Source organism: Segnochrobactrum spirostomi (genome assembly GCF_009600605.1).
GTDB lineage: Bacteria > Pseudomonadota > Alphaproteobacteria > Rhizobiales > Segnochrobactraceae > Segnochrobactrum > Segnochrobactrum spirostomi.
Genome location: NZ_VWNA01000001.1, coordinates 3,070,387 through 3,094,542 on the forward strand (window position 1 = coordinate 3,070,387; position 24,156 = coordinate 3,094,542).

The 24,156-nt window shown below is 68.2% G+C and carries 18 protein-coding genes and 3 tRNA genes; 19 read left to right on the forward strand and 2 right to left on the reverse strand.

Annotation, left to right across the window (positions count from 1 at the left end):
* Positions 1-65 precede the first annotated feature (65 nt).
* The 5 genes from bcsN (at position 66) to F0357_RS13905 (ending at position 7,768) form a co-directional block, all read left to right on the forward strand.
* Entirely contained in the window at positions 66-1,223 is a 1,158-nt protein-coding gene (gene bcsN, locus F0357_RS13885; protein ID WP_208948342.1) for a cellulose biosynthesis protein BcsN, read from the forward strand.
* 215 nt (positions 1,224-1,438) lie between these two features.
* Positions 1,439-4,246, forward strand: a complete 2,808-nt coding sequence (locus F0357_RS13890; RefSeq protein WP_208948343.1) for a cellulose biosynthesis cyclic di-GMP-binding regulatory protein BcsB — start codon at positions 1,439-1,441, stop codon at positions 4,244-4,246.
* Positions 4,243-5,454 carry a family 8 glycosyl hydrolase gene (locus tag F0357_RS13895; protein ID WP_312861590.1) on the forward strand — a complete coding sequence of 404 codons (1,212 nt, stop codon included), beginning with the start codon at positions 4,243-4,245 and terminating at the stop codon, positions 5,452-5,454. The genes F0357_RS13890 and F0357_RS13895 overlap by 4 nt, the downstream gene beginning before the upstream one ends.
* Positions 5,445-7,082 carry a hypothetical protein gene (locus F0357_RS13900; RefSeq protein ID WP_153482863.1) on the forward strand — a complete coding sequence of 546 codons (1,638 nt, stop codon included), beginning with the start codon at positions 5,445-5,447 and terminating at the stop codon, positions 7,080-7,082. Before F0357_RS13895 ends, F0357_RS13900 begins: the two co-directional genes overlap by 10 nt.
* Positions 7,079-7,768: a tetratricopeptide repeat protein gene (locus F0357_RS13905; RefSeq protein WP_153482866.1), complete on the forward strand. Its 690-nt coding sequence runs from the start codon at positions 7,079-7,081 to the stop codon at positions 7,766-7,768. The genes F0357_RS13900 and F0357_RS13905 overlap by 4 nt, the downstream gene beginning before the upstream one ends.
* A gap of 106 nt (positions 7,769-7,874) precedes the next feature.
* On the opposite strand, the gene F0357_RS25230 is transcribed toward F0357_RS13905, so the two are convergent.
* Positions 7,875-9,410 carry a tetratricopeptide repeat protein gene (locus tag F0357_RS25230; RefSeq protein WP_153482869.1) on the reverse strand — a complete coding sequence of 512 codons (1,536 nt, stop codon included), beginning with the start codon at positions 9,408-9,410 and terminating at the stop codon, positions 7,875-7,877.
* 599 nt (positions 9,411-10,009) lie between these two features.
* Between F0357_RS25230 and F0357_RS13915 the strand changes: the two genes are divergently transcribed.
* The gene (locus F0357_RS13915) at positions 10,010-10,456 is read left to right on the forward strand and encodes a MerR family transcriptional regulator (RefSeq protein ID WP_153482872.1); all 447 of its coding nucleotides are present in this window, start codon (positions 10,010-10,012) and stop codon (positions 10,454-10,456) included.
* 122 nt (positions 10,457-10,578) lie between these two features.
* The gene (locus F0357_RS13920) at positions 10,579-11,124 is read left to right on the forward strand and encodes a hypothetical protein (protein ID WP_153482875.1); all 546 of its coding nucleotides are present in this window, start codon (positions 10,579-10,581) and stop codon (positions 11,122-11,124) included.
* Between the two features lie 1,097 nt (positions 11,125-12,221).
* Here F0357_RS13920 and F0357_RS13925 read toward each other — a convergent pair.
* Entirely contained in the window at positions 12,222-13,106 is an 885-nt protein-coding gene (locus F0357_RS13925) for an N-formylglutamate amidohydrolase (RefSeq protein WP_376767833.1), read from the reverse strand.
* A 324-nt stretch (positions 13,107-13,430) separates the two neighbouring features.
* On the opposite strand from F0357_RS13925, the gene cpdR reads away from it, so the two are divergent.
* The 12 genes from cpdR to rpoB all read left to right on the forward strand — a co-directional run bounded on the left by cpdR (position 13,431) and on the right by rpoB (position 24,059).
* Positions 13,431-13,790, forward strand: a complete 360-nt coding sequence (gene cpdR, locus F0357_RS13930; protein WP_153482878.1) for a cell cycle two-component system response regulator CpdR — start codon at positions 13,431-13,433, stop codon at positions 13,788-13,790.
* A 161-nt stretch (positions 13,791-13,951) separates the two neighbouring features.
* A tRNA-Tyr gene (locus F0357_RS13935) sits at positions 13,952-14,035 on the forward strand.
* 164 nt (positions 14,036-14,199) lie between these two features.
* A tRNA-Gly gene (locus F0357_RS13940) sits at positions 14,200-14,273 on the forward strand.
* 170 nt (positions 14,274-14,443) lie between these two features.
* Positions 14,444-15,634 carry an elongation factor Tu gene (gene tuf, locus F0357_RS13945; RefSeq protein WP_153482887.1) on the forward strand — a complete coding sequence of 397 codons (1,191 nt, stop codon included), beginning with the start codon at positions 14,444-14,446 and terminating at the stop codon, positions 15,632-15,634.
* A 187-nt stretch (positions 15,635-15,821) separates the two neighbouring features.
* Positions 15,822-15,897, forward strand: a tRNA-Trp gene (locus tag F0357_RS13950).
* A gap of 295 nt (positions 15,898-16,192) precedes the next feature.
* The gene (secE, locus tag F0357_RS13955; RefSeq protein ID WP_153482891.1) at positions 16,193-16,390 is read left to right on the forward strand and encodes a preprotein translocase subunit SecE; all 198 of its coding nucleotides are present in this window, start codon (positions 16,193-16,195) and stop codon (positions 16,388-16,390) included.
* 29 nt (positions 16,391-16,419) lie between these two features.
* Positions 16,420-16,953, forward strand: coding sequence for a transcription termination/antitermination protein NusG (nusG, locus tag F0357_RS13960; protein ID WP_153482896.1), 534 nt, complete (start codon positions 16,420-16,422; stop codon positions 16,951-16,953).
* A 242-nt stretch (positions 16,954-17,195) separates the two neighbouring features.
* Positions 17,196-17,627 (forward strand): 50S ribosomal protein L11, encoded by a 432-nt coding sequence (gene rplK, locus F0357_RS13965; RefSeq protein ID WP_153482899.1) that lies wholly within the window; start codon positions 17,196-17,198, stop codon positions 17,625-17,627.
* A gap of 4 nt (positions 17,628-17,631) precedes the next feature.
* Positions 17,632-18,330: a 50S ribosomal protein L1 gene (rplA, locus tag F0357_RS13970; RefSeq protein ID WP_153482904.1), complete on the forward strand. Its 699-nt coding sequence runs from the start codon at positions 17,632-17,634 to the stop codon at positions 18,328-18,330.
* A gap of 411 nt (positions 18,331-18,741) precedes the next feature.
* Entirely contained in the window at positions 18,742-19,260 is a 519-nt protein-coding gene (rplJ, locus tag F0357_RS13975) for a 50S ribosomal protein L10 (RefSeq protein ID WP_312861593.1), read from the forward strand.
* A gap of 51 nt (positions 19,261-19,311) precedes the next feature.
* Positions 19,312-19,692: a 50S ribosomal protein L7/L12 gene (rplL, locus tag F0357_RS13980; RefSeq protein ID WP_153482907.1), complete on the forward strand. Its 381-nt coding sequence runs from the start codon at positions 19,312-19,314 to the stop codon at positions 19,690-19,692.
* A 203-nt stretch (positions 19,693-19,895) separates the two neighbouring features.
* On the forward strand, positions 19,896-24,059 hold the full coding sequence (rpoB, locus tag F0357_RS13985) for a DNA-directed RNA polymerase subunit beta (protein ID WP_153482909.1): 4,164 nt from the start codon (positions 19,896-19,898) through the stop codon (positions 24,057-24,059).
* The last annotated feature ends 97 nt before the right edge of the window (positions 24,060-24,156 follow it).

Genomic DNA, 24,156 nt, shown 5'->3' on the forward strand with positions numbered 1-24,156 from the left:
CGCGGGTGCCGTCGGCGCCCGGCGCGCTGTGTTGGGAAGCGGGTTTGTGGAGTGCGGCGATCGCGATGCGTCGGCTATTGGTCCTCTGCACGGCGCTCATGACGTCGGCCTGCGGCTACGGCCCGGGCGCGCATCCCATGCTCATGGAGACCCAGGCGGTCGAGGTCGATGCCGCGAAGGCGATCGTGTTGCCGCCGCCCGGCGGTCCCCGCGTCATCTCGGTCATCCAGACGAACTACGACAACGCGCTGATGCAGCAGATCGTGCTCGGCGGCGACAGCCGGGCGATCGGTGAGAATGCCATCACGGTGCGGCTCTACGGCCCGGTCGGTGGCGTCACCGGCAACACCCTGTCCCAGGACCGCCCGACGCTGACCACCATCGGGCGCGAGATGGTGAAGGCGTTCCCGAGCGTCCGGATGCAGGTCTCGAGCTACTACACGCAGAATTTCTATGGTCCGTTCGGCTATGCGGTCGGCAAGACCGCGGGCGGAACCTGCCTCTACGGCTGGCAACTGATCGAGCCGCCGAAGAACCGGCTGCTCGAGCCGAGCTCGCTCGGCCGCGTCACCCTGCGCGTCCGTCTGTGCGAGACCGGAGCCACCGAGGAATCCCTGCTCGCCTACATGTACGGCCTGTCGGTCAACACCTACTTCGTCGCCCCGAACTGGAACCCTTACGGTCCGGTGCCGGCGGTGTCGGGGTCGCTCGGCGGCGTCGGTGCGCCGAGCCTGCCGGTGCCGCCCGGCTCGAACCCCTATTATTCCTCGGCCCCCGCCGATCCGCGCCTCGGCCGGGTGCTGCCGGCGGCGAGCCCGGCGCCGGCCAAGGGGAGCGTCCGCCGCTCCGCCGCGACGGGGGCTGCCGCTGCGCCCGCGGCCCCGGCCGGCCCACCGCCCGTTCTGCAGAACCCTTCGGTTCTTCCGGGTCTCGACAACGGCACGTCGTCCCCGGGGGGCTCGTCCTCGGCCCCGTCGTCCGGCACGTCTTCGGACGCGAACGGCACCGGCGGCGCGGCGATCCCGCAGCCGGCGGCGTCCTCCGGTGGGCCCGCGGTTGTCCCGTTGCCGTCTGGGACGACATCCGGTTCCGTCGACGGCCCGACGGGGACCGTCCGGGTCGTCGGTTCGTCCGCGACCGATGCCGTCTCCGCGACGAGCGCAGCGCCGAGCGTGACGGTGCCCTTGCCCGGACAGGCGGCGTCCCCATCGACGACGCAATGACGGAGCGGGCGATTGGCCATGGTGTCCCGCCGCGCTTCCGCCGCAGCATCGAGCCGGTATAGTCGCCTCGAGCCATCGCCGCGCCGGCGCGGGGCTTGGGCGGATGCGCGATATGGGGCGCGTGCCGTCTTCGCACCGGCATGCAGGCGGTGTAGGAGAGCGGCGGCCGCGGGGCCGGCTCGCATATGGGGAATGGCGATGGTGGTGGCGCTGGCATGACGCGCGCGAAGACGGCCAGGCGCCTCGTCCCGACGATCGGCTTCGCCCTGCGGCTCGGGGTGCGGACGGCGCTCGCCGGCGTCGCTGCCTTGTCCGTCACGGCCGCCGGTGCCCAGACGCCGTTTTCGATGACCGGGGGAGCCTCGGGCGGCAGCAGCGCCGCGCCGCCCGCCGACGCGCCGCCGGCTGCGACCGCCCCGGTCCCGCTCGCTCCGCTGTCCGCCGCGCCGGTCGCGACGCCCCCGGCGCTCGAGGTCCCGACCCCCGCACCGCTTCCGCGGGCGGGCGACGGTGGCGCGGGCGGCGCACTCCCCTTCTCCATGGGCGGGACCCAGCCGAGCCCGGCCCCCGGAGCCCCCGCGGGCGGCGGATCGGACGCCGGCCAAAGCGCCGCGCAGCCAGCCGCGGCGCCGGGGACGATGCCGCCGCCCGTCTCGTTCGGCGTCCCAGGTTCGCCTGCGCCGGTCGCCCCCGCGCCTGCCGTGTCCGCTTCGGACGCGCGCGCGGTTGCGCCACCCCGCGGGCAGCCGGGCGCGATCGCCCGCTATGTCCTGTCGCGCCCGGACACGCGACTGACCGGCGAGATCGATGCCGTCAGCAACGTCGTCTACATCTCAGAAGGGGAAGTCCGGCAGCAGGCGAGCTTCTGGATCGGCTTCAAGAACTCCGTGGTCGTGATGCCGGAATCCTCGCGGATGCGGGTCACCATCAACGGCCGGCCGGTGATGGAGGTGCCGATCCGCTCGGCCGACGCGCCGGAGCCGGTCCAGGTGCCGATCCCCCCGGGCGTGCTCAAGGTCGGCCCCAACGTGGTCCGCATCGAGAGCTCAATGCGCCACCGCGTCGATTGCTCGATCGGCGCGACCTACGAATTGTGGGCGGATCTCGACCCGGCGATGACGGGCATTTCGTTCGCCGAGGGCGAGCCGGCCGTCAACGGGCTCGCCGACCTGCCGTCGATCGGGATCGACGCGGTCGGGGCGACGCGCATCTTCGCGGTGCGCGCCGGCAACGACGATCCGGTCGCCATCGCCCGTCAACTCAAGGCGGTGCAGGCACTCAGTATCGCCGGTCGCTTCGATCACCCGGTCGTCGCGACGGTCGATTCTCTCGCCGACGTGAAGCCGGCACCCGGCGTCATGGCGCTCGTCGTCGGCACGGCGGCGGAGGTCGGGCAGGTCACCGACGTCGGCACCGCCACCGCCGCCACGCAGCCCGTCGCCGCCTTCCTCGACGACGGCGAGACAGGCGTACCGACGCTCGTCCTCTCGGGGCCCGCGAGCGCCGACGTCGATGCCGCGCTCGAGCGCCTCTCGGCGCTCGCCCGGCGCTCGACTGCACTCTATCGAACCGATGGCCAGGGGCCGTGGCGTGCGCCGGACGTGCCGATCTTCACCGGCGGGGAATCCCGCACCCTGCGCGAGCTCGGGGTGCCGACGTCGGAATTCTCCGGTCGGCACTTCAAGGTTCAGTTCGACGTCGGCCTGCCGCCGGATTTCTACGCCAATGCCTACGGCCATGCCGACCTGCGGCTCGATGCGGCCTACAGCCCCGAGGTGAAGCCGGGCTCGACGCTCACCGTCTACGTCAACGACCAGGTCGCCATCGTCTTCAACCTGACGGCGCCCCACGGCGACCTGCTCGATCAGCGCCTTATCCGGGTGCCGATGCAGAGCTTCCGGCCGGGCGCGAACACGATCCGCATCGAGGCGAACCTCAACACCGACAGCGACCAGCAATGCCTGCCGGGAACGACCTATAATGCCCAGGAGCGCTTCGTCCTCTTCAACACGTCGCGCGTCGTGTTGCCGGTCTATGCCCGCATCGGCATCCTGCCGAACCTCGCCGCGCTCGCGGCGAGCGCGTTCCCTTACGACCTCGACAACGATCAGCCGCTGCCGGTGTACGTGCCCGGTGGCCGGTCGGCCTCGGGGGCGGCGTCGACGCTGCTCGCGCGGCTCGCGGTGAGCCGCGGTCAGTCGCTGCCGATCGCCGCCGCCTCGGCCGCCGCGCAATTCGAGCGGCGCTCGGCCCTGATCGTCTCGGCCGCGCCCGACATCGACGGCAGCCTGCTGCGCCGGTCGGGTCTGACGAGCCTTAACAACGCCACCTGGATCAACGTGCAGCCGAAGGTCGGTGATGCGCCGGGCATCACCCGCGATTCCTACGAGGATGTCCTCCAGCAGGTGCTGGGGCGGCGCCAGGAGGGTGAACAAAGGCAGCCTCAGGCGGTAGCGGCGGCGCCACCCGACGCCACGGCCCAGGACGACACCCGGGAGATCTACCAGCGCTGGCGCGACGAGACGTCGGGCTCCGTTGGCCTCGGGCGCGTGCTGCAGACGATCGTCGGCTGGACGCAGCACCAGTTCGGCCTCAGCGTCGACATGTTCGATCTCGGCTTCAACGTCGATCCGACGATCGTGTTGCCGCAGGACACGCTCGCCGTCATCGCCCAAAGCACGGTGCCGAACACGAGCCACGCCGCCTGGACGCTCGTCACCGCGCCGACCGACGCGGCGCTCGCCGCCGGCGTCGAAGGACTGACCGCGCCGCAGACGTGGCGGACCCTGACCGGTCGCGTCGATGCCTACCAGCGCAGCGCCGGCACGATCGTGAGCTTCGCCACGACGAACGTCCAATATTTCGAGACGGTGCCGTTCTCGCTGAACAATGCGCGCCTCATCGCGGCCAACTGGTTCTCGATGAACATCGTCGCCTATGCCGCCTTCCTGTTCTTCGCCACGAGCCTGCTCGGCGCCCTGACCTGGCTGATGATCGTGTTCACGCGGGAGGATCACCGGTGAGGGCCGCGGGCGCCATCGGTCGCCGGATCGCGACCTGCGCCGTCACGGTTGCGGCGTGGACGGCGTTCGCCGTCGTCACGGCAACCGCCGGCGTCTCCGCGCCCGCCCCGGTAAGCCAGGCGCCCGTTCCGGGCGTCGGTCGTTCGGCCGGGCAATTTCCTGCGGCCTCGCCGCTTCCGGCGCAGGGTGCCTCGCCGAAAGCCGGCCCGTCGGCGCTCGGGCCGACATGGGTCCTGCCGGCGCCGGTCTGGGCGGCGTGGCGCCAAGCTTTTCTCGATCCGTCCGGCCGTGTGGTCGATACGGCGAACGGCGGCATCTCCCACAGCGAGGGCCAGGGCTACGGCCTCCTGCTCGCCGTCTACGCCCAGGATCGGGCCTCCTTCGACCAGATCTGGACGTTCACCTTCACCGAACTCCTGATCCGCGACGACGGCTTGCCGGCCTGGAAATGGGTGCCGAACCGGACGCCCCACGTCGCCGACATCAACAACGCGACGGACGGCGATCTCCTGATCGCCTGGGCCCTCGCCGAGGCCGGCGATCTCTGGCACGACCCGCGTTATCTCGATGCGGCGCGCCAGATGGCGCGGGCGATCTGGAAGGTCGACGTGCGCGCCTTCGACGGCCGCAACATCCTCGTTCCCGGGGCGACGGGCTTCGATCACACCGCGACCGGCGGCGGCATCGTGATCAATCCGTCCTATTGGGTGTTCGAGGCGTTCGAGAAGCTCGCCCTCATCGAACCGTCCTTGGACTGGAAAAGCCTTGAAGCGAGCGGGCTCGATCTCATCCAGCGCGCCCGGTTCGGTTCCTTCCAACTCACCAGCGACTGGGTGTCCATTTCGTCCGAGGGCGAACTCAGCCCCGCGAAGGGGTTCGAACCGCTGTTCGGTTACAATTCATTAAGGATACCTCTTTACCTTTTGGCGGCGGGTCATGCGGATCGTGAGCGCCTCCGGCCGATCTTCCAGGCTTGGACGCGAAACGGCGGGGATCGACCTTTGATCGTCGATGTCGACACGAGCACCATCGTGGCGGAGCTGTCGGAGCCGGGCTACCGGATCCAGACGGCGCTGTTGGCGTGCGCGCTGAACGATCGGCCGATCCCCTCGGATCTCCGGCAATTTCAGCCGACCTCCTATTTCGCCTCGACCCTGCACCTTCTGGCCATGACGACGATCGCCAGACGGTATCCCCAATGCTTGTGAGAACCGGCCTTTCGCTTCTGGCGGTGGGGGCGGTCGCGGCAACCGCCATCGCCGGGACCAGCCTGACGGGTGGCACTGCGCCGGCCGACTTGGTGCAGAGCGACGCCCCGAGCGGCGGCGGCGACGGGCTCGATCTGCGGCCGCGGATCGCCCAGGCGGACACGACGCCCGCGCCGACGCCGATCCAGACCGTTCCGGCGGCGTCTCCGGCTGAGCCGAACCCGGCCCAGCCCGCCGCGGCGCAGCCCGGCACGACGCCGGCCGATGCGACCGGCGCCGAAGCCCCGGCCGCGCCGGGCGACGCCCAGCCCCAGGTCGACGAATCCGCGCTGCGCTATTTCGCGCGCCAGGGCGACCTCGATCGCGTCGAGGCGGAAATCCGGCGGCTGAAGACGCTCTATCCGAACTGGCAGCCGCCGGTCGATCTGCTCGATCCCCGCGCCGCCGGCGGCAGCCAGCGCAACGAATTGCAACCGATCTGGGACCTCTACGGGGCCGGCCGCTACAGCGAAGCGCGCCAGGCGCTCGCCAAGCTTCAGGCGTCGCGTCAGAACTGGAAGCCGCCGGCCGACCTCGTCGCCGCGCTCGATCAGGGCGAGGCGCGCCAGCGCCTCATCAACGCCTCCGACAACAAGCAGTGGAACTCGGTTCTCGAAATCGCGACGCAGAACCAGAGCCTGCTCGTCTGCTCCAACGTTGACGTTCTCTGGCGCGTCGCCCACGCCTTCCTGGAGACCGGCAAGACCGACCGCACCCGGGACGTCTACGCCTACATCCTGCAGAACTGCACCAACCCGCAGGAGCGGGCGGCGACCATGCAGAAGGCGGTGGCCGATCTGCCGCCGGACGAGGCGAACGCCCTGATGCGCTATGCGCGCACCAACGCGGACGGCCGCCCGGAATTCTCCTCCGCCAGGCTCAGCCTGTTGCGCGCACAGATCGGCCTCGCCAGCAAGGACCCTTCGGTCGCCGTGACGCCGGACGACCTCGCGGCCCTCGCCGCCGCCGCGGCGGCGGCGAAGACGCCGGACGATCCGATCCTGCTCGGCTTCTATTATTACAGCCACAAGGATCCGACCCAGGCGATCCAATGGTTCAAGACGGCGCTCGACCGCAAGGGCGGCGCCAAGGCGGCCGAGGGCTACATCCTCTCCCTGCGGGCCGCCGGGAACGACCTCGCCGCCGTCCCCGCCGCTTACGAATGGCGCACGGCGGGGACCAGCAACATGGCGCTCTATCTGTCGCTGGTTGGCGGGCTGATCTCCGCACCGAAGGCGCCGGGCATCGATCAGACGGTGGTCAGCCAATATGCGCCGGTCGTCCTCCAGACGAAGTCGGCCTACGGCGCGCTTTCGCTCGGCTGGTACGCGGCGAACCATGCCCAGCCGGCGGCGGCGGCCGAGTGGTTCCAGACGTCGCTCGATTATGAGCCGTCCGAAGCGGCGGCCTATGGGCTCGGCCTCGCCATGCGCGCGCTCAAGAACGAGGCGGGGCTTCAGGCGGTCGTCGCGCGCTGGACCCCGAACTTCCCGCGCCTGCCGCAGCTTCTGCGCGGCCAGGCCGGCGGCCCCCCGCCGCGGCCGGACCCGCAAGTCCGGGCGGCGCGGCCCCCGCGGCGGCTCCGGTGACGCCGACGGTGCCGGCTGCGACCTCGGCTGCGTCCCCCACGGACCTGACGGCGCCCGTTCCCGTAGCCGTCGGCTCGTCTGCCGCCCGTGCCGTTCGCGCCGGCGGCGGTTCGAGCGGAGGCGGTGGTTCGGGCGGTGGCGGCGGGCCATCGGCCGGATGCGCCAACGACATCAACGTCTCGGGCCTGTCGCCGAGCGCCGCGATCAGCCGCGGCTGGTGTCTGATGGACCGCCACCGGCCGATGGAGGCGGTCAAGGCGTTTGACGTCGCCATCGCCAAGACCGCGCCGACGAGCAAGGCCGCGAGCGAAGCCGCCTACGGCAAGTCGCTCGCGTATCTGCGCGCCGGCCTCACGGACCAGGCGGCGGTCGCCGCGGCGCAAGCGCCGCAGACCGAGACCCGCAAGATCGACCTCGCGGTGCAACTCCTCACCCAGCGTGCGCTCGCCGCCTATGCGTCGGGCCGCTATGTCGAGGCGATCCTCGCCATCGATCAGCGCAGCCAGATCGCGCCGGAGACCCGCGACCTGATGCTGATGCGCGGGTGGAGCTATTACAATCTGAACGACTACATCACCGCCAAGCGCATCTTCACCGCCGTCGATCAGGCGACCTCGACGGCCGACAGCCGCAAGGCGCTGGCGGCCGTGCGCGAGGCGATGGCGCCGCGCACCATGCGCAACTGAGGCGCCGCCGCCGCGGCGTCAGCGATGGCGGGCGGCAGCCGCGAGCGCGTCCGACGCGATGCTCTGGCCGCCTCGGAAACCCTTCTCGGTGGAAAATTGAGCCGGCTCAGGGTCGCGCGGCGTCGGCGACGACCGCCCCGTTCGCGGCCGGGCTGCGCGGCGCGGCCTGCCAATCGGCGACCTCGGCATCGATGCGGGCGCGCTCGGCAGGCGCCAGCCCGGCGCCGACCTCGGCGGCCTTGTTCGCCGCCTTGGCGTCGCCGGTGCGGGCGGCGATCGCAAACCAGCGATAGGCGGCCGCGGGGTCCTTCTGGGTGCCGAGGCCCTTGAGATAAAGGACGGCGAGGTTGAACTCGCTGTCGACGAGGCCGTATTCCGCAGCCTTCTCGAACCAGTTGATCGCGAGCGCCGGATCGCGCGGGCCGCCCGCGCCTTCGAACGCCATGACGGCGAGGTTGTGCATCGCCATCACGTTGCCCGCCGCGGCAGCTTCTTCATAGAGCGCCCGCGCACGGTCCGGATTGGCGGCGACGCCCTCGCCGCGCTCGAGACGGCTCGCCAGATGGAAGAGCGCCTGCGGGTCGGTGGCCGATTCACGCGGGGCCGCGCCGAGCGAACCCGTCGCGACCGGGTCTGATACCGGCGCGCTCGCCGGCTCGGCGACGGCAGCGATTGCGGTGTCGACCTTGGCGTTGGAGAGGATCGGCAGCTTGGCGAGCGAGGTATAGGCGCCGAGGGAAAGGCCCGTGAACAACAGCACGAAGACGGCCGCCTCGCTGCGCGAAAGCGACCAGACGCCGAGACTGCCGGTGAGCGAGCGGCGGGCGAGGGGGCGTGCGCCCTCCGGGGGCGGCGCGGCGCGGCGCACCGTCCCGATCAGGCGGGCGATCCGCGCCTGCTCGAGCGAGGGTGCGCCATTGTCGGACATGGGCGCGGTCCCGGCCTCGAGCCCGAAGGGAGAGAGCGGCGCGGGCGCGACGACCGGCTCGGCCGGAGCGGCCGCAGCCAGCGGGACTTCAGCCGGCGCGGCCTCGGCTGAAGGGACAGGGGCGCCGGAAGCCTGGATCACCTGCGCCTCGATAGGCGCCATCTTCGCCGGAGCATGCTCGAGCGACGGCGCGTGCGCCGCCTCCGGCGACTCCATCCTTGCGGCGGGGGCGACGGTGGCTGTCTCCGTGGACGCCTCGGCCGGGCTCGCGTCCCGCGTCGCCGCGAAATGCGCGCCGAGGGTTCGCAGCGCGGCCGCCATCGCCGCGTGACGCTCCACAAGCGGGGGGCGGTCGTCCGTGGCGGGCTCGGGCTTCTTCGCGGTCACCGCGGCGGGGGCGCGGACGGGTGGTGTCCGCGGCGTCAGGCGATCAGGGTCCATCGCCTCGACGGCGGTCTTCAGGCCGGCGATGTCGTGCGAGATCCGGTTGGTGACCCGTTCGACGGTATGGGTCGTCTGGTGCGAGGCTTCCGCGACGGCGACGAGCGCGGAGGCGACGTTGGCGAGACGGTCGTCGAGCTTGGACAGATCTGGCTGTTCGGCCACCGCGGCGATGCGGGCTTCAAGGGACGTTTGCCGTTCGGCGAGGCGGGAGACCTCGTGGCGCAACGCCGTCCCGAGGGCTGCGAAGGCAGCTTCGTCGCCGGACCGCACGGGCGCCCCGGCCGAACGGTCGCCGGAGGCTGTGGACGGGGTGCCTGAGCCTGAGGCTGGCGGGGCGGCTCGGGCGCTCGAGGGACGGGCGGTCGGGAAGGGGCGGGGGCGGGAGGCGCCGGTCTCGGTTGCCCGCTTCACAGCCGCGTCGAGCGCGCGCGCGAAGATCGCATCGGCGGCACGCAGGTCGCTCCGCGCGGTCGCAGGTGCCGATGCTTTCTCGGCGGTGGCTGCATCGGCCTGGCGGCGGCGTTCCAGGGCGACGAAGGGATCGTCGTCCGGCCGGCCCGTGGCCGTGCGATCGTCGGGTCGTTGGCGTTGTGGCGCAGTGCCGACCATGTCCGACCTCGGTGAGCCGTGGCAACTCGCGAGGCGCCTCTGGAGGGGTGCCTGCCTGCGAGCGGGCGCGCGGCGCGCGCGCCTTTTTACGGGACTCATTAACGGTTGATATGGTTAACACCGGCTTAATGAGTCGCGAGGCGCAGTGCCCGCTTTTCCTGGGGATAGTGGCAATCTGGAACTGCCGCTTACGTTCGGGTAAGCTCCCTTTTCGCGGGGGCAGACGGGTCTGAGGTGCGGCGGTGCGCCGGAGTGCGGTGATGGACGAGTTCGATCTCGATGGCGTGGGCGAGACCCGCGACGAAGCCGAATCGCGCGGTCAAGCGACCTGGACGATCGGCGAGCTCGCCCGCGAGTTCGACGTGACGCTGCGCACCCTGCGCTTCTACGAGGACAAGGGGCTCGTCAGTCCGCGGCGCGAGGGCAGCGCCCGGGTCTATGGGCGCCGCGACCGGGCGCGGCTCAAGCTCGTCCTGATGGGAAAGCGGGTCGGCCTGTCGCTCTCGGAAATCCGCGAAATGCTCGATCTCTACGATCTGCGCGACGGTCAAGTCGGCCAGATGCGTGCCGCCGTGGAGCGCTTCAATGCGCAGATCGCGATCCTCGAGCGCCAACGCCGCGATATCGAGCAAGCCCTCGACGATTTGAAGCGCACGGTGTCCCTGGTTTCGGGCATGCTCCGCCATCGGGAAGCCCGCGAGGACTAAATGGACAGCCGACAGGAACGCAGCCTCGGCGGCTCGGTTGAGGGCGTCTGGGGCGGCGTGATATGGCTCGGCGGCCGCCCGCAGCCGCGGGCCGGAGACGTTGCCAGGGCCGGAGAGCAGTGATGAGATTTCTTCTGGTGGCCGCCGCGGCCCTGGTTCTGATGTCGGCCCCGAGCGCCTCGGCGCAAAATTCCCCGCTGCGCAAGGGCGAGGAGAAGGGGCCGATCGAGCTCGTCTTCACCCAGCAGGCCTCGAGCATGAAGTTCGACGGCAAGACGCTGACCCTCGAGGGCGTCGCGCCGTCGACCTCCTTCTATGCCGACCGGCCCCAGCAGACGACCGGCTATCTGACGACGGCCCAGTTCGTGAAGCTTTGGACCGCGTCCCAGGACAGCTTCAAGAACGATCCGCCCAATGCGGCGCTGTCGTTCGTCGGGGACAAGGATGCCGAACCCGTCGTCGTCGAACTGATGAACGTCTCGGGCTCCGGCGACACGCTCTCCTATTCGGTGAACGTGCTCGAGGGGAAGCTCCCGGACAGCGCCGGGGCGGTGAACCTCGTCATCGACCCCTGGGTATGGCAGCCGGCCTCGTGGGGCAACGGTCCGTTCCTCAACTGCACCTACAGTTGGTATTGGCGCACCCGGATCTGCCGCGGCGCCTGGTGACGCGCGGTCGCGACTCGCCCGGCATCCCGGCCGCTCCGCGGTCTCGATCGCTGGCTGTCGTCGGAGCTGGTGCCGGCGCCGCACGAGCCCTTTCCTGATCATTTTGCGGGCAGCATTTTTGCATGCCTGATATGCGTGCACGTCGTGTCGCGCTGCGTTTGGCATGCGCGGGGCGCCTCCGCAATCCAGCAAAAGTAGACAAAGTCGTTCACATTCAGTCATTTGCGGGTGTTGCGTGTGGAGGATGGCGGTGTGTCCTCAGGCGTGTATTGCTGCACTGCACAATGTAAATGCCGAATTCTCGCCACGAAGTGGCCTTGACCGTGCTGCACTGCGCTGGCATCTAAAGATCGTGAACAGGGCGCTTCGCCGTGTTCGCAGCCCTCCTTGGGCGTTTCCTCCCTAGACTTGGGCCGCAGCGCTTCCGCGCGCGGCCCTTTTTCTTTTGCGCTATCGCGCCGGCTCGCTGGCGCGACTCCGTGCATGCTGGTCGCCACGGCGGCCCCGCCCCCTCTCGGACACGTCATGCGTTCCCTCTGCCGAGAGCCGCGCTGCTCGTACCGGAGCTATGCGGGTGTGGGATGGCTGGCATGCCGCACCGCACGCGACTTTCCCTTGACGTGCTGCACTGCGAATGGCACTGTTGCATTGCGAAAGGGCGCTCGGCGTCCTTCCGCTGCCCTTCTTGGGCGTTTCCTCCCTAGACTTGGGCCGCAGCGCTTCCGCGCGCGGCCCTTTTTCTTTTCTGAATCAATGTTCCACGGGAGCGCGTCTCGGAGGCTCTTCCGGACGCCCGCTTGGTGGTGGTGGCAGCTCGCATCTTTCGCGACGCGGTAGAGCGATCTTAACGCCGATCCGGCTTGAGAGGCTTGCGCCGGCCGTGCCTGCATGTTCGCGGCCAGCTTCGCCGGCCCCATTTGTCCTATCGCGCTGCAATGTCCGACATCGCAGGTGCGAAGGGGCGCGTCCTCCCAAGCCTCAGCCGTCCCACTGCGGGGAGCGGCTTTTCTCTTTCAGGCGTCCTCCCACAGCGGGTTTGCCCGCTCATCTCGATGACGCGGTGTGGGGCAAAATGGTGGGGGGCTGGCTCGGCTCGCCTACTCAGCGGCGAGGGCGGCGGGCCCGAACCCGCTCGCCGCGAACTCCATCAGGATCGCATTGAACCGCGCGATCTGGCCGGCGAGGGCGGCAAAACCCGCATTCCGCTCGAACTTGCGCTCGTTCATGTAGAGGCCGCGATTGACCTCGATCTGCAAGGCGTGAACGCCTGCGTCCGGCCGGCCATAATGTTCGGTGATGAAGCCTCCGGCATAGGGCCGGTTGCGGCTCACCGTGAAGCCGATATCCTCGAACGCCGACGCGGCCGCGTCGGACAGCGCGCGGTCGCAACTCGTGCCGTGGCGGTCGCCGATCACGATGTCCGGCCGAACCCGGGAATCCTGCCCGCGCACCGACGACGGCATCGAATGGCAATCGATCAGGATCGCCCGCCCGAACCGCAACTGGGTGAGGTTGATGCGCCGTTGCAGCTCCGCGTGGAACGGCTTGTAGAGGCTCTCGACGCGCTCCAGCACCTCGCTCACCTCGAGCGGCGCGGCGTAGATCTCCTCCTGGTCGGCGACGATGCGCGCGACCGTGCCGAGCCCGCTGGCGACGCGCAGGGAGCGCGCGTTCACATAAGGTGGCAGCTTCTCGCGAAACATCCGCTGGTCGAGTTCGTAGGGCTCGCGGTTGACGTCCAGGAAAGCGCGCGGAAAGTGCGCGCGCAGGAGCGGCGCGCCGCTCTCGGGGGCGGAGCGGAACAGTTCGTCGACGAAAGAATCTTCGGAGCGGCGGATGTTCGTGTGGTCGAGCCGCGAGGCGGCGAGGAACGAGGCCGGATAGGCGCATCCGGAATGCGGCGAGCAATAGACGAACGGAACCCGCTGGATCGCGGGTTCGATCACGTCGAAGGCCGGGTGCTCGCGGTAGTTTTGAACGATTTTCACGATCGATGCTGCGCACGCTTCTCAGTCGCCTCGCCATTGTTGCGGCAAGGTCGGCCTTGTTGTCCACCGCGAACGACGCTGAGGCGTCTCACGAACGCGTCGCCCCGGTTCCCGCTGATCCGACGCCCCGCCGGGCGGAGCTTTTCCTTGTTTTCACCCGATCTTTACCGGGCTTGCGCCACAGATGAGGGGACCGTTCCGATATCGCGGCTCTACGCCGGACCGCCGAGGCGCTTCCCGCCGGCGCGAGGCCGGGGAGAGGGGCCGCCTGCAACAGAGACAGACTGGACGATGGTAACGAGGCCACTCGAGAACGCCATGTCGCGAATCCTGCTTGCCGAGGATGATTCGGACATGCGCCGCTTCCTCGCCAAGGCGCTGGAAAAGGCCGGCTATGACGTCGTCTCCTTCGACAACGGGCTGTCGGCCTACGAGCGGCTGCGCGAGGAACCGTTCTCGCTGCTCCTCACCGACATCGTGATGCCGGAGATGGACGGCATCGAACTCGCCCGCCGCGCCACCCGCCTCGATCCCGATCTCAAGGTGATGTTCATCACCGGCTTCGCCGCGGTCGCGCTCAATCCGGATTCGCAGGCGCCGAAGGATGCCAAGATCCTGTCGAAGCCGTTCCACCTGCGCGAACTCGTGCGGGAAGTGGAGCGCCTGCTCGCGGCGTAAGCCGCTATCCACAGGGGCGGGGCCTGCGGCTCTTTCCTGATCGCGCGGCGTTGACAGGGGCGGTCCGCCTGCGCATAACACGCGCCGCAGACGCCGGGGCCGTGCAAACGCCCGCGTCGCCACGATCCGATCCGGCCCGTCCGGATTGCGGGACGGCATCCGGAGGGGTGCCCGAGTGGTTAAAGGGGACGGACTGTAAATCCGTTGCGTAAGCTACGTTGGTTCGAATCCAACCCCCTCCACCATGTCGTCCTGACCGATCGCGTGATGGACCGCGCAGCGGCTCGCTCGAGCCCTGAAGACGCGGTCGAGGCCCGGCGCACGCGCCGGTGCGATACGATGGCCACCCGACGCGTCGAGGTCGGTCTCCTCGTCGCAGGATGGCTTCGAAGACGCCGCCGGTCGGCGCGCGGGTGTAGCTCAATGGTAGAGCAACAGCCTTCCAAGCTGATGACGAGGGTTCGATTCCCTTCACCCGCTCCAGACCGCTCTTCTTCGCCGCCCCCCCGAATTTCCCGGCCTTAACGCGCACTTCTTGCGTCCCTTGTGACCGCCCTGCGCGGATCGCGCCGATTCGCACTTGAAGAAGCGGCGAAAGGGCCGTAAACGACCGCCGGTTTTCAGGCAGACGCCAGCACGTCAGGGACGCGACCATGGCCAAAGAGAAATTTTCGCGGACGAAGCCGCACTGCAACATCGGCACGATCGGTCACGTTGACCACGGGAAGACGTCGCTGACTGCGGCGATCACGAAGGTTCTGGCGAAGACCGGCGGCGCGACGTTCAAGGCGTACGACCAGATCGACGCGGCGCCGGAAGAGAAGGCGCGCGGCATCACGATCTCGACGGCGCACGTCGAGTACGAGACGGCGAACCGTCACTATGCGCACGTCGACTGCCCGGGCCACGCCGACTACGTGAAGAACATGATCACGGGCGCGGCGCAGATGGACGGCGCGATCCTGGTTGTTTCGGCCGCCGACGGCCCGATGCCGCAGACCCGCGAGCACATCCTGCTCGCCCGTCAGGTCGGCGTTCCGGCGATCGTCGTGTTCCTGAACAAGTGCGACATGGTCGACGATCCGGAGCTTCTGGAGCTCGTCGAGCTCGAGGTTCGTGAGCTTCTGTCGTCGTACGACTTCCCCGGCGACGACATCCCGATCGTGAAGGGCTCGGCGCTGGTTGCGCTCGAGGACGGCGATCCGGTGCTCGGCGAGCAGGCGATCCTGGAGCTGATGACCCAGGTCGACGCCTACATCCCGCAGCCGGAGCGTCCGATCGATCAGCCGTTCCTGATGCCGATCGAAGACGTGTTCTCGATCTCGGGCCGCGGCACGGTGGTGACGGGTCGCGTCGAGCGCGGCATCGTGAAGGTGGGCGAGGAAGTCGAGATCATCGGCATCCGCGCGACGCAGAAGACGACGATCACGGGCGTCGAGATGTTCCGCAAGCTGCTCGATCAGGGCCAGGCGGGCGACAATATCGGCGCGCTCTTGCGCGGCACCAAGCGCGAGGACGTCGAGCGCGGTCAGGTCCTGTGCAAGCCGGGCACCGTGACGCCGCACACCACGTTCGTGGCGGAAGCCTACATCCTGACCAAGGAAGAAGGCGGACGTCACACCCCGTTCTTCACCAACTACCGTCCGCAGTTCTACTTCCGCACGACGGACGTGACGGGCATCGTGACGCTGCCGGAAGGCACCGAAATGGTGATGCCGGGCGACAACGTGCAGGTCACGGTGAAGCTGATCGTGCCGATCGCGATGGAAGAGAAGCTGCGCTTCGCCATCCGTGAAGGCGGCCGCACCGTCGGCGCCGGCGTCGTCGCCAAGATCATCGAGTGATCTGAGCCCGTCCGATTCCCGCGAATCGGACGGCTCTCGATCCCGCTTCGGCGGAACGCCGTCCTGTTCCGGGACGGCCGCGGCGGAAAATTCGTCGTTGAAAGTTTCGGGACGACGGCTTGAACCCGCCGTCCCGCTCTGGCGCCCCGGCGCGAGTTCGTGTAACGAATGCGCGCCGTGCCGACGGAGGGGTGTAGCTCAGTTGGTAGAGCAGCGGTCTCCAAAACCGCAGGTCGTGGGTTCGAGTCCCTCCGCCCCTGCCATTTCCGTCCACGGCATCAACACATTGAGCGGGATGCGCTCGGCATCGCTCGGACCCTCCGAGGCGCGTGTCGTGCGCATTTTTTTATGAACAGCCTCTTGCGATGACGGGTCGGTGGCGTTAATTAGTGCGCTCCGGTCGGGCGAGTAGCGTTGCTACTTGCCCCTCTGTCGTGCGCGGCATGAACCTTCACGGTTCGCCGTCTGTGCGGCGGGTGGGTCCGCGGTCGGTGACAAATCGATCGCACCAGCAGGGCGCCGGCGAAAAGCCTACCAAACGCGAGCAGGCCAGAGTCTATGGCGAAATCCAATCCATTCGTGTTCCTCCAGCAGGTCCGCTCGGAGGCTGCGAAGGTTGCGTGGCCGACCCGCCGCGAGACCGCGATCACGACTCTGATGGTGTTCGTCATGGTCGCGATCGCTGCCGTGTTCTTCCTGATTGCCGACCAACTGATGAGCTTCGGCGTGAGCTGGCTCATCGGCATGGCGCGCTGATCGCGGCTTTCCAGGGGAGCGGACGCGTCATGACGAAGCGCTGGTACATCGTTCACGCTTATTCGAACTTCGAGAAGAAGGTCGCCGAGTCGATCCGCGAGCAGGCTGCTCAGCGCGGGCTCGAGCACCTCTTCGAGCAGATCCTCGTGCCGACCGAGAAGGTCGTCGAGGTGCGCCGCGGCCGCAAGGTCGATGCCGAGCGCAAGTTCTTCCCCGGCTATGTCCTCGTGAAGATGGACATGACGGACAACGCCTATCATCTCATCAAGAACACCCCGAAGGTGACCGGGTTCCTCGGTTCCGATAACCGGCCGATGCCGATCGCGGAATCCGAGGCGATGCGCATTCTGCAGCAGGTGCAGGAAGGCGTCGATCGCCCGAAGCCCTCGATCTCGTTCGAGGTCGGCGAGCAGGTGCGTGTGTCCGACGGCCCGTTCGCCTCGTTCTCGGGGCATGTCGAGGAAGTCGACGAGGAGCGCGCGCGCCTCAAGGTCGCGGTGTCGATCTTCGGGCGTCCGACGCCGGTCGAACTCGAATACGGCCAGGTCGAAAAGGTCGCGTGATCGTCCGATCGAGCGCGCCGCCCGCGAGGGAGGCGCGTTCTCGGGCGTCGTGCCGTTCGACCGAGACGTGAATTCCGACCCGCGCGCGTCGCGGTGCGGTGCAAGCGAGGCGGGAGGCCCAAAGGATGCTGTCGCCGGCATTCGCGGTCCGCACCGCCTCGGTTCCCTGACCGGCTGGGCCTTCGGGTCCGCTCGGTCGTCGATGCCGGGGCGCGAGCGCCGGCAACGGGAGTAGAGAGACAATGGCGAAGAAAATTGACGGCTACATCAAGCTGCAGGTGAAGGCGGGCTCCGCTGCCCCGTCTCCCCCGATCGGCCCCGCGCTCGGTCAGCGCGGCCTGAACATCATGATGTTCTGCAAGGAGTTCAACGCTCGCACGCAGGACCTCGAGAAGGGCCAGCCCTGCCCGGTCGTGATCACCTATTTCTCGGACAAGTCCTTCACGTTCGAGATCAAGACCGCCCCGGTCAGCCACTTCCTCAAGCAGGCGGCCGGCATCGGCTCGGGTTCCAAGACCCCGGGCAAGGGCGGCTTCGTCGGCAAGGTGACGAAGGCGCAGGTGCGCGAGATCGCCGAGAAGAAGATGAAGGACCTCAACGCCACCGACATCGAGGCGGCGGCGAGCATGATCGAAGGTTCCGCCCGCTCCATGGGCCTCGAGGTGGTGGGCTGATCCGATGACGAAAGTTGCCAAGCGCATCCGCGCGACCCGTGAAGGCGTCGACCGCACGAAGCTCTATTCCCTCGACGAGGCGATCGGCCTCGTGAAGGAGCGGGCGACCGCGAAGTTCGACGAGACCGTCGAGGTCGCGATCAATCTCGGCGTCGATCCGCGCCACGCCGACCAGATGGTCCGCGGCGTCTGCATCCTGCCGAACGGCACCGGCCGCACCGTGCGCGTCGCCGTGTTCGCCCGTGGCGACAAGGCCGACGAAGCGCGCGCCGCCGGCGCCGACATCGTGGGCGCCGAAGACCTGGTCGAGCAGATCCAGGGCGGCACCATCGATTTCGACCGCTGCATCGCGACCCCCGACATGATGCCGCTCGTCGGCCGTCTCGGTAAGGTGCTCGGCCCGCGCGGCCTGATGCCGAACCCGAAGGTCGGCACCGTCACGACGGACCTCAAGACCGCCGTGCGCGACGCCAAGGGCGGCGCCGTCGAGTTCCGCGTCGAGAAGGCGGGCATCGTGCACGCCGGCATCGGCAAGGCCTCGTTCGGCACCGACGCGCTGCTCCAGAACATCCGCGCCTTCGCGGATGCGGTGGTGCGCGCGAAGCCCGCTGGCGCCAAGGGCACCTATGTGCAGCGCGTCGCGGTGTCCTCGACCATGGGTCCGGGCGTGAAGGTCGATCCGTCGACCCTCGCCGGCGCCTGATTGCGATTGCGACGCCGGCGCCCTCGCGGGCCGGCGTCGCTTCGTTCGCCTCGGGCGGACGAGACGAGTTTCCATCCCGCCGGCTTCCGGCGGCGATGGCGAAGGCCTCGGGGGTTCGCCCCCGGGGGGACTACCTGTCCGAGACTGCAGGTGTGGCGATCCGATCCGTCGGACGCCGCTTAAGCCAGATGGGCCTGCATAGGCGGGAAACAACCGATTTTTCTTCGGCGTATCGTTCGAGGGAGCCGGTTCGTGACCGTTTAGCTTGCGGCGTCGCTCAATCCCGAGCGCGCCCGCGGGTGGGCAGGCATAGAGCGCCGTCCTCATTCCACGGGCAAGTCTTCGGGGCGCAGGGACGGCAACGGCAACCGGCGGGGGGAATGAGCCCTTCCGCCAATCGGAGTGTGGCAAGTGGACAGAGCTGAAAAGCGAGAGCTCGTCACGGCCCTCCACGAGGTGTTCGAGAACACCGGCGTGGTGGTCGTGGCCCACTACCAGGGCCTCACCGTCGCCCAGATGTCCGCCCTGCGCGGGCGGATGAAGGCGGCCGGTGCGTCCCTGAAGGTGGCCAAGAACCGTCTCGCGAAGCTCGCCCTTCAAGGCACCGACAGCGAGAGCATCTCAGGCCTTTTCACGGGGCCGACCGTCATCGCCTATTCGACGGATCCCGTGGCAGCGCCGAAGGTGGCGGTCGAGTTCGCCAAGACGACGGACAAGTTCGTCGTCCTCGGCGGTGCGCTCGGCCGACAGGCCCTCAATGCGGATGGAGTTAAGGCGCTCGCGACCCTGCCGTCGCTGGACGAGCTGCGTGCTCGCCTGCTCGGCATGATCAACACGCCCGCCACGCGGATCGCCGGGGTGGTTCAGGCCCCCGCGGCGCAGCTCGCGCGCGTGTTCAACGCCTACGCCAAGAAGGACGAAGCGGCGTGAGCCGTTCCCCCGTCACTCACTTAAACGGTACGAACCGACTGGAGACTACAAATGGCTGATCTTGCGAAGCTCGTCGATGAGCTGTCGACCCTGACCGTGCTGGAGGCCGCCGAGCTCTCCAAGCTCCTCGAGGAGAAGTGGGGCGTGTCCGCCGCTGCTCCGGTCGCCGTGGCGGCGGTTGCCGCCGGTGGCGGCGAGGCGGCTCCGGCCGTCGAGGAGAAGACCGAGTTCGACGTCATCCTGATCGACGCCGGCGACAAGAAGATCAACGTGATCAAGGAAGTGCGCGCGATCACCAGCCTCGGCCTGAAGGAGGCCAAGGACCTGGTTGAGGGCGCGCCGAAGCCGGTGAAGGAAGCCGTCTCGAAGGCCGAAGCCGAAGAGCTGAAGAAGAAGCTCGAAGAGGCCGGCGCCAAGGTCGAGATTAAGTAAGACCCGCTTTCGCGGATCTTATCGAGACATTCCGGGGCGCCGAAGGGCGCCCCGGATATCGGTTTTTCGGGGCGTGGGCGGCGTGTCCGCGCACCGGGGCGGCGGGCTGCAGCCCGCAGGCCAGGGGCAGTGGGACGACTCTCAGAGGCGGCGGCTTTCGCCTCCTCCGACGGTCGTCCACCGAGCGAGGCGAGGAGCGACTTATGGCGCAAGCTCTCAACGTGCAGGCCGGCAAGGCCCTGACGTTCACCGGTCGCAAGCGGATCCGCAAGTTCTTCGGTCATATCCGCGAAGTCGCGGAAATGCCGAACCTGATCGAGGTCCAAAAGGCGTCCTACGACCAGTTCCTGCTGGTCGACGAGCCGGAAGGCGGTCGTCCCGACGAGGGGCTTCAGTCCGTCTTCAAGTCGGTCTTCCCGATCTCCGACTTCGCCGGCACCTCGCTGCTCGAGTTCGTTCGCTACGAATTCGAAGCGCCGAAATACGATGTGGACGAGTGCCGCCAGCGCGGCATGACCTATGCGGCGCCGCTCAAGGTGACGCTGCGCCTCATCGTGTTCGATGTGGACGAGGATACCGGCGCGAAGTCCGTCAAGGACATCAAGGAGCAGGACGTCTACATGGGCGACATGCCGCTCATGACGGACAACGGCACCTTCATCGTGAACGGTACCGAGCGCGTCATCGTCTCGCAGATGCATCGTTCGCCGGGCGTGTTCTTCGATCACGACCGCGGTAAGACGCATTCCTCGGGCAAGCTGCTGTTCGCCGGCCGCATCATTCCCTATCGCGGCTCCTGGCTCGACATCGAGTTCGACGCCAAGGACATCGTGCACGCCCGCATCGACCGCCGACGCAAGATCCCGGTCACCTCGCTTCTGATGGCGCTCGGCCTCGACGGTGAGGAGATCCTCAACACCTTCTACAACCGCGTCGTCTATCTGCGCGATGGCGACGGCTGGCGCATGCCGTTCGACGCCAAGCGCATGCGCGGCCTCAAGGCGACGATCGACATGATCGACGCCGACACCGGCGAGCTCGTCATCGAGGCCGGCCGCAAGCTGACCGCGCGCACCGCCCGCCAGCTCGCCGACAAGGGCCTCAAGGCGATCAAGATCAGTGACGACAACCTCTACGGCCAGTATCTCGCCGAAGACGTCGTCAACTACCAGACCGGCGAGATCTATGCCGAAGCGGGCGACGAACTCGGCGAGAAGTCGCTCGCCGCGCTGATCGCGGCCGGCTTCGACGAGATTCCGGTTCTCGACATCGACCACATCAACATCGGCGCCTACATCCGAAACACGCTCGCGGTCGACAAGAACGAGACCCGTGAGGACGCGCTGTTCGACATCTACCGGGTGATGCGCCCGGGCGAGCCGCCGACCCCGGAGACGGCGGAGGCGATGTTCCATTCGCTGTTCTTCGATTCGGAGCGCTACGACCTCTCGGCGGTCGGCCGCGTGAAGATGAACATGCGCCTCGATCTCGATTGCCCGGACACCGTGCGCGTGCTGCGCAAGGAGGACGTGCTCGCGGTCATCAAGACGCTGGTGGACCTGCGCGACGGCCGCGGCGAGATCGACGACATCGACAATCTCGGCAATCGCCGGGTGCGCTCGGTCGGCGAGCTCATGGAGAACCAGTACCGCGTCGGCCTTCTGCGCATGGAGCGCGCGATCAAGGAGCGGATGTCATCGGTCGAGATCGACACGGTGATGCCGCAGGACCTGATCAACGCGAAGCCCGCGGCGGCGGCGGTGCGCGAGTTCTTCGGCTCCTCGCAGCTCTCGCAGTTCATGGACCAGAACAACCCGCTCTCCGAGGTGACGCATAAGCGCCGCCTGTCGGCGCTCGGCCCCGGCGGTCTGACCCGTGAGCGTGCGGGCTTCGAGGTGCGCGACGTGCACCCGACCCATTATGGCCGCATCTGCCCGATCGAGACGCCGGAAGGGCCGAACATCGGCCTCATCAACTCGCTCGCGACTTTCGCGCGGGTGAACAAGTACGGCTTCATCGAGGCGCCCTATCGCCGCGTCATCGACGGCAAGGTCACCAACGAGGTGATCTATCTGTCGGCGATGGAGGAGACCAAGCACTACGTCGCCCAGGCGAACGCGGTGACCGACGAAGATGGCCGCCTCACCGAGGACCTCATCGTCTGCCGTCACGCCGGCGAGAACGTGCTCGCGACCTCCGACCGCGTCGATTACATGGACGTGTCGCCGAAGCAGCTCGTCTCCGTCGCCGCCTCGCTGATCCCGTTCCTTGAGAACGACGACGCGAACCGCGCGCTGATGGGCTCGAACATGCAGCGTCAGGCCGTGCCGCTGGTGCGCGCCGAGGCGCCGTTCGTCGGCACGGGCATGGAAGCTGTCGTGGCGCGGGATTCCGGCGCGGCGATCGCCGCGCGCCGGGCCGGCGTGATCGACCAGGTGGATGCGACCCGTATCGTCATCCGCGCGACGGCCGATCTTGAAACCCGCCAGTCGGGTGTCGATATCTACAGCTTGCAGAAATTCCAGCGCTCCAACCAGAACACCTGCATCAACCAGCGTCCGCTGGTGCGGGTCGGCGACGTGGTGGCGAAAGGCGATATCATCGCAGACGGTCCGTCGACCGACCTCGGCGATCTCGCGCTCGGCCGCAACGTGCTCGTCGCGTTCATGCCCTGGAACGGCTACAACTTCGAGGACTCCATCCTCCTCTCCGAGCGCATCGTCTCCGACGACGTGTTCACCTCGATCCACATCGAGGAATTCGAGGTGATGGCCCGCGACACGAAGCTCGGCCCGGAGGAAATCACGCGCGACATTCCGAACGTGTCGGAAGAGGCGCTGAAGAACCTTGACGAGGCGGGCATCGTCTATATCGGCGCCGAAGTGAACGCCGGCGACATCCTCGTCGGCAAGATCACGCCGAAGGGCGAGAGCCCGATGACGCCGGAAGAGAAGCTTCTGCGCGCCATCTTCGGCGAGAAGGCGTCGGACGTCCGCGACACGTCGCTCCGCGTGCCCCCGGGCGTGCAGGGGACGATCGTCGAAGTGCGCGTGTTCAACCGCCACGGCGTCGAGAAGGACGAGCGCGCCATGGCGATCGAGCGCGAGGAGATCGAGCGCCTCGCCAAGGACCGCGACGACGAGCAGGCGATCCTCGACCGCAACGTCTACGGCCGTCTGATCGAGATGCTCGACGGCAAGGTGGCGGTGGCCGGTCCGAAGGGCTTCAAGAAGGACACGGTGATCGCCCGCGAGGCGATGCAGGACATCTCGCGGTCGCAGTGGTGGCAGTTCGCCGTCGCCGACGACCAACTGATGACGCAGATCGAGGGCCTTCGCGCGTCCTACGACGAGAGCCGCAAGCGTCTCGAGCAGCGCTTCATCGACAAGGTGGAGAAGCTGCAGCGCGGCGACGAGCTGCCCCCGGGCGTGATGAAGATGGTCAAGGTCTTCATCGCGGTGAAGCGCAAGATCCAGCCCGGCGACAAGATGGCCGGCCGCCACGGCAACAAGGGCGTCGTGTCGAAGATCGTGCCGTGCGAGGACATGCCGTTCCTCGAGGACGGCACCCACGTCGACATCGTGCTGAACCCGCTCGGCGTGCCGAGCCGCATGAACGTCGGACAGATCCTCGAGACCCATCTCGGCTGGGCCTGCGCCGGCCTCGGCAAGAAGATCGGCCGCCTCGTCGATGCTTACCGCGAGGAAGGCGGCGACGGATCGGAGCTGCGCGCGGCGCTGGTCGAACTCTACAACGACGGCCGCGAGCCGATCGCGGACTACGAGGTCGAGTCGCTTGCGGCGCTGGGCGACCAGCTCCGCAAGGGTGTGCCGATCGCGACGCCGGTGTTCGACGGCGCCCGCGAGCCGGACATCGTCGAGATGCTGGAGAAGGCCGGTCTCGATCGTTCGGGCCAGGTGACGCTCTATGACGGACGCACCGGCGAGCAGTTCGACCGCCCTGTGACGGTCGGCTACATCTACATGCTGAAGCTGCATCACCTCGTGGACGAGAAGATCCACGCCCGGTCGATCGGCCCGTACTCGCTCGTCACCCAGCAGCCGCTGGGTGGTAAGGCGCAGTTCGGCGGCCAGCGCTTCGGTGAAATGGAGGTGTGGGCGCTCGAAGCCTACGGCGCGGCGTACACGCTGCAGGAGATGCTGACGGTGAAGTCGGACGACGTCGCCGGCCGCACCAAGGTCTACGAGGCGATCGTCCGCGGCGACGATACCTTCGAAGCCGGCATACCCGAGTCCTTCAACGTGCTCGTGAAGGAAATGCGCTCGCTCGGCCTCAACGTCGATCTCGTGGACGGCAAGAAGGCCGCCAACGAGGGCGGCGAGCCGCAGGCCGACGCCGCGGAATAAGACACCGACAGGGCGGGCCCCGCGGCCCGCCCGCTCCGGCACCCGGCAGGGGTCGTGTGCCGGCACGACAGGAATGCACGGATTTCACGGGTCCCTT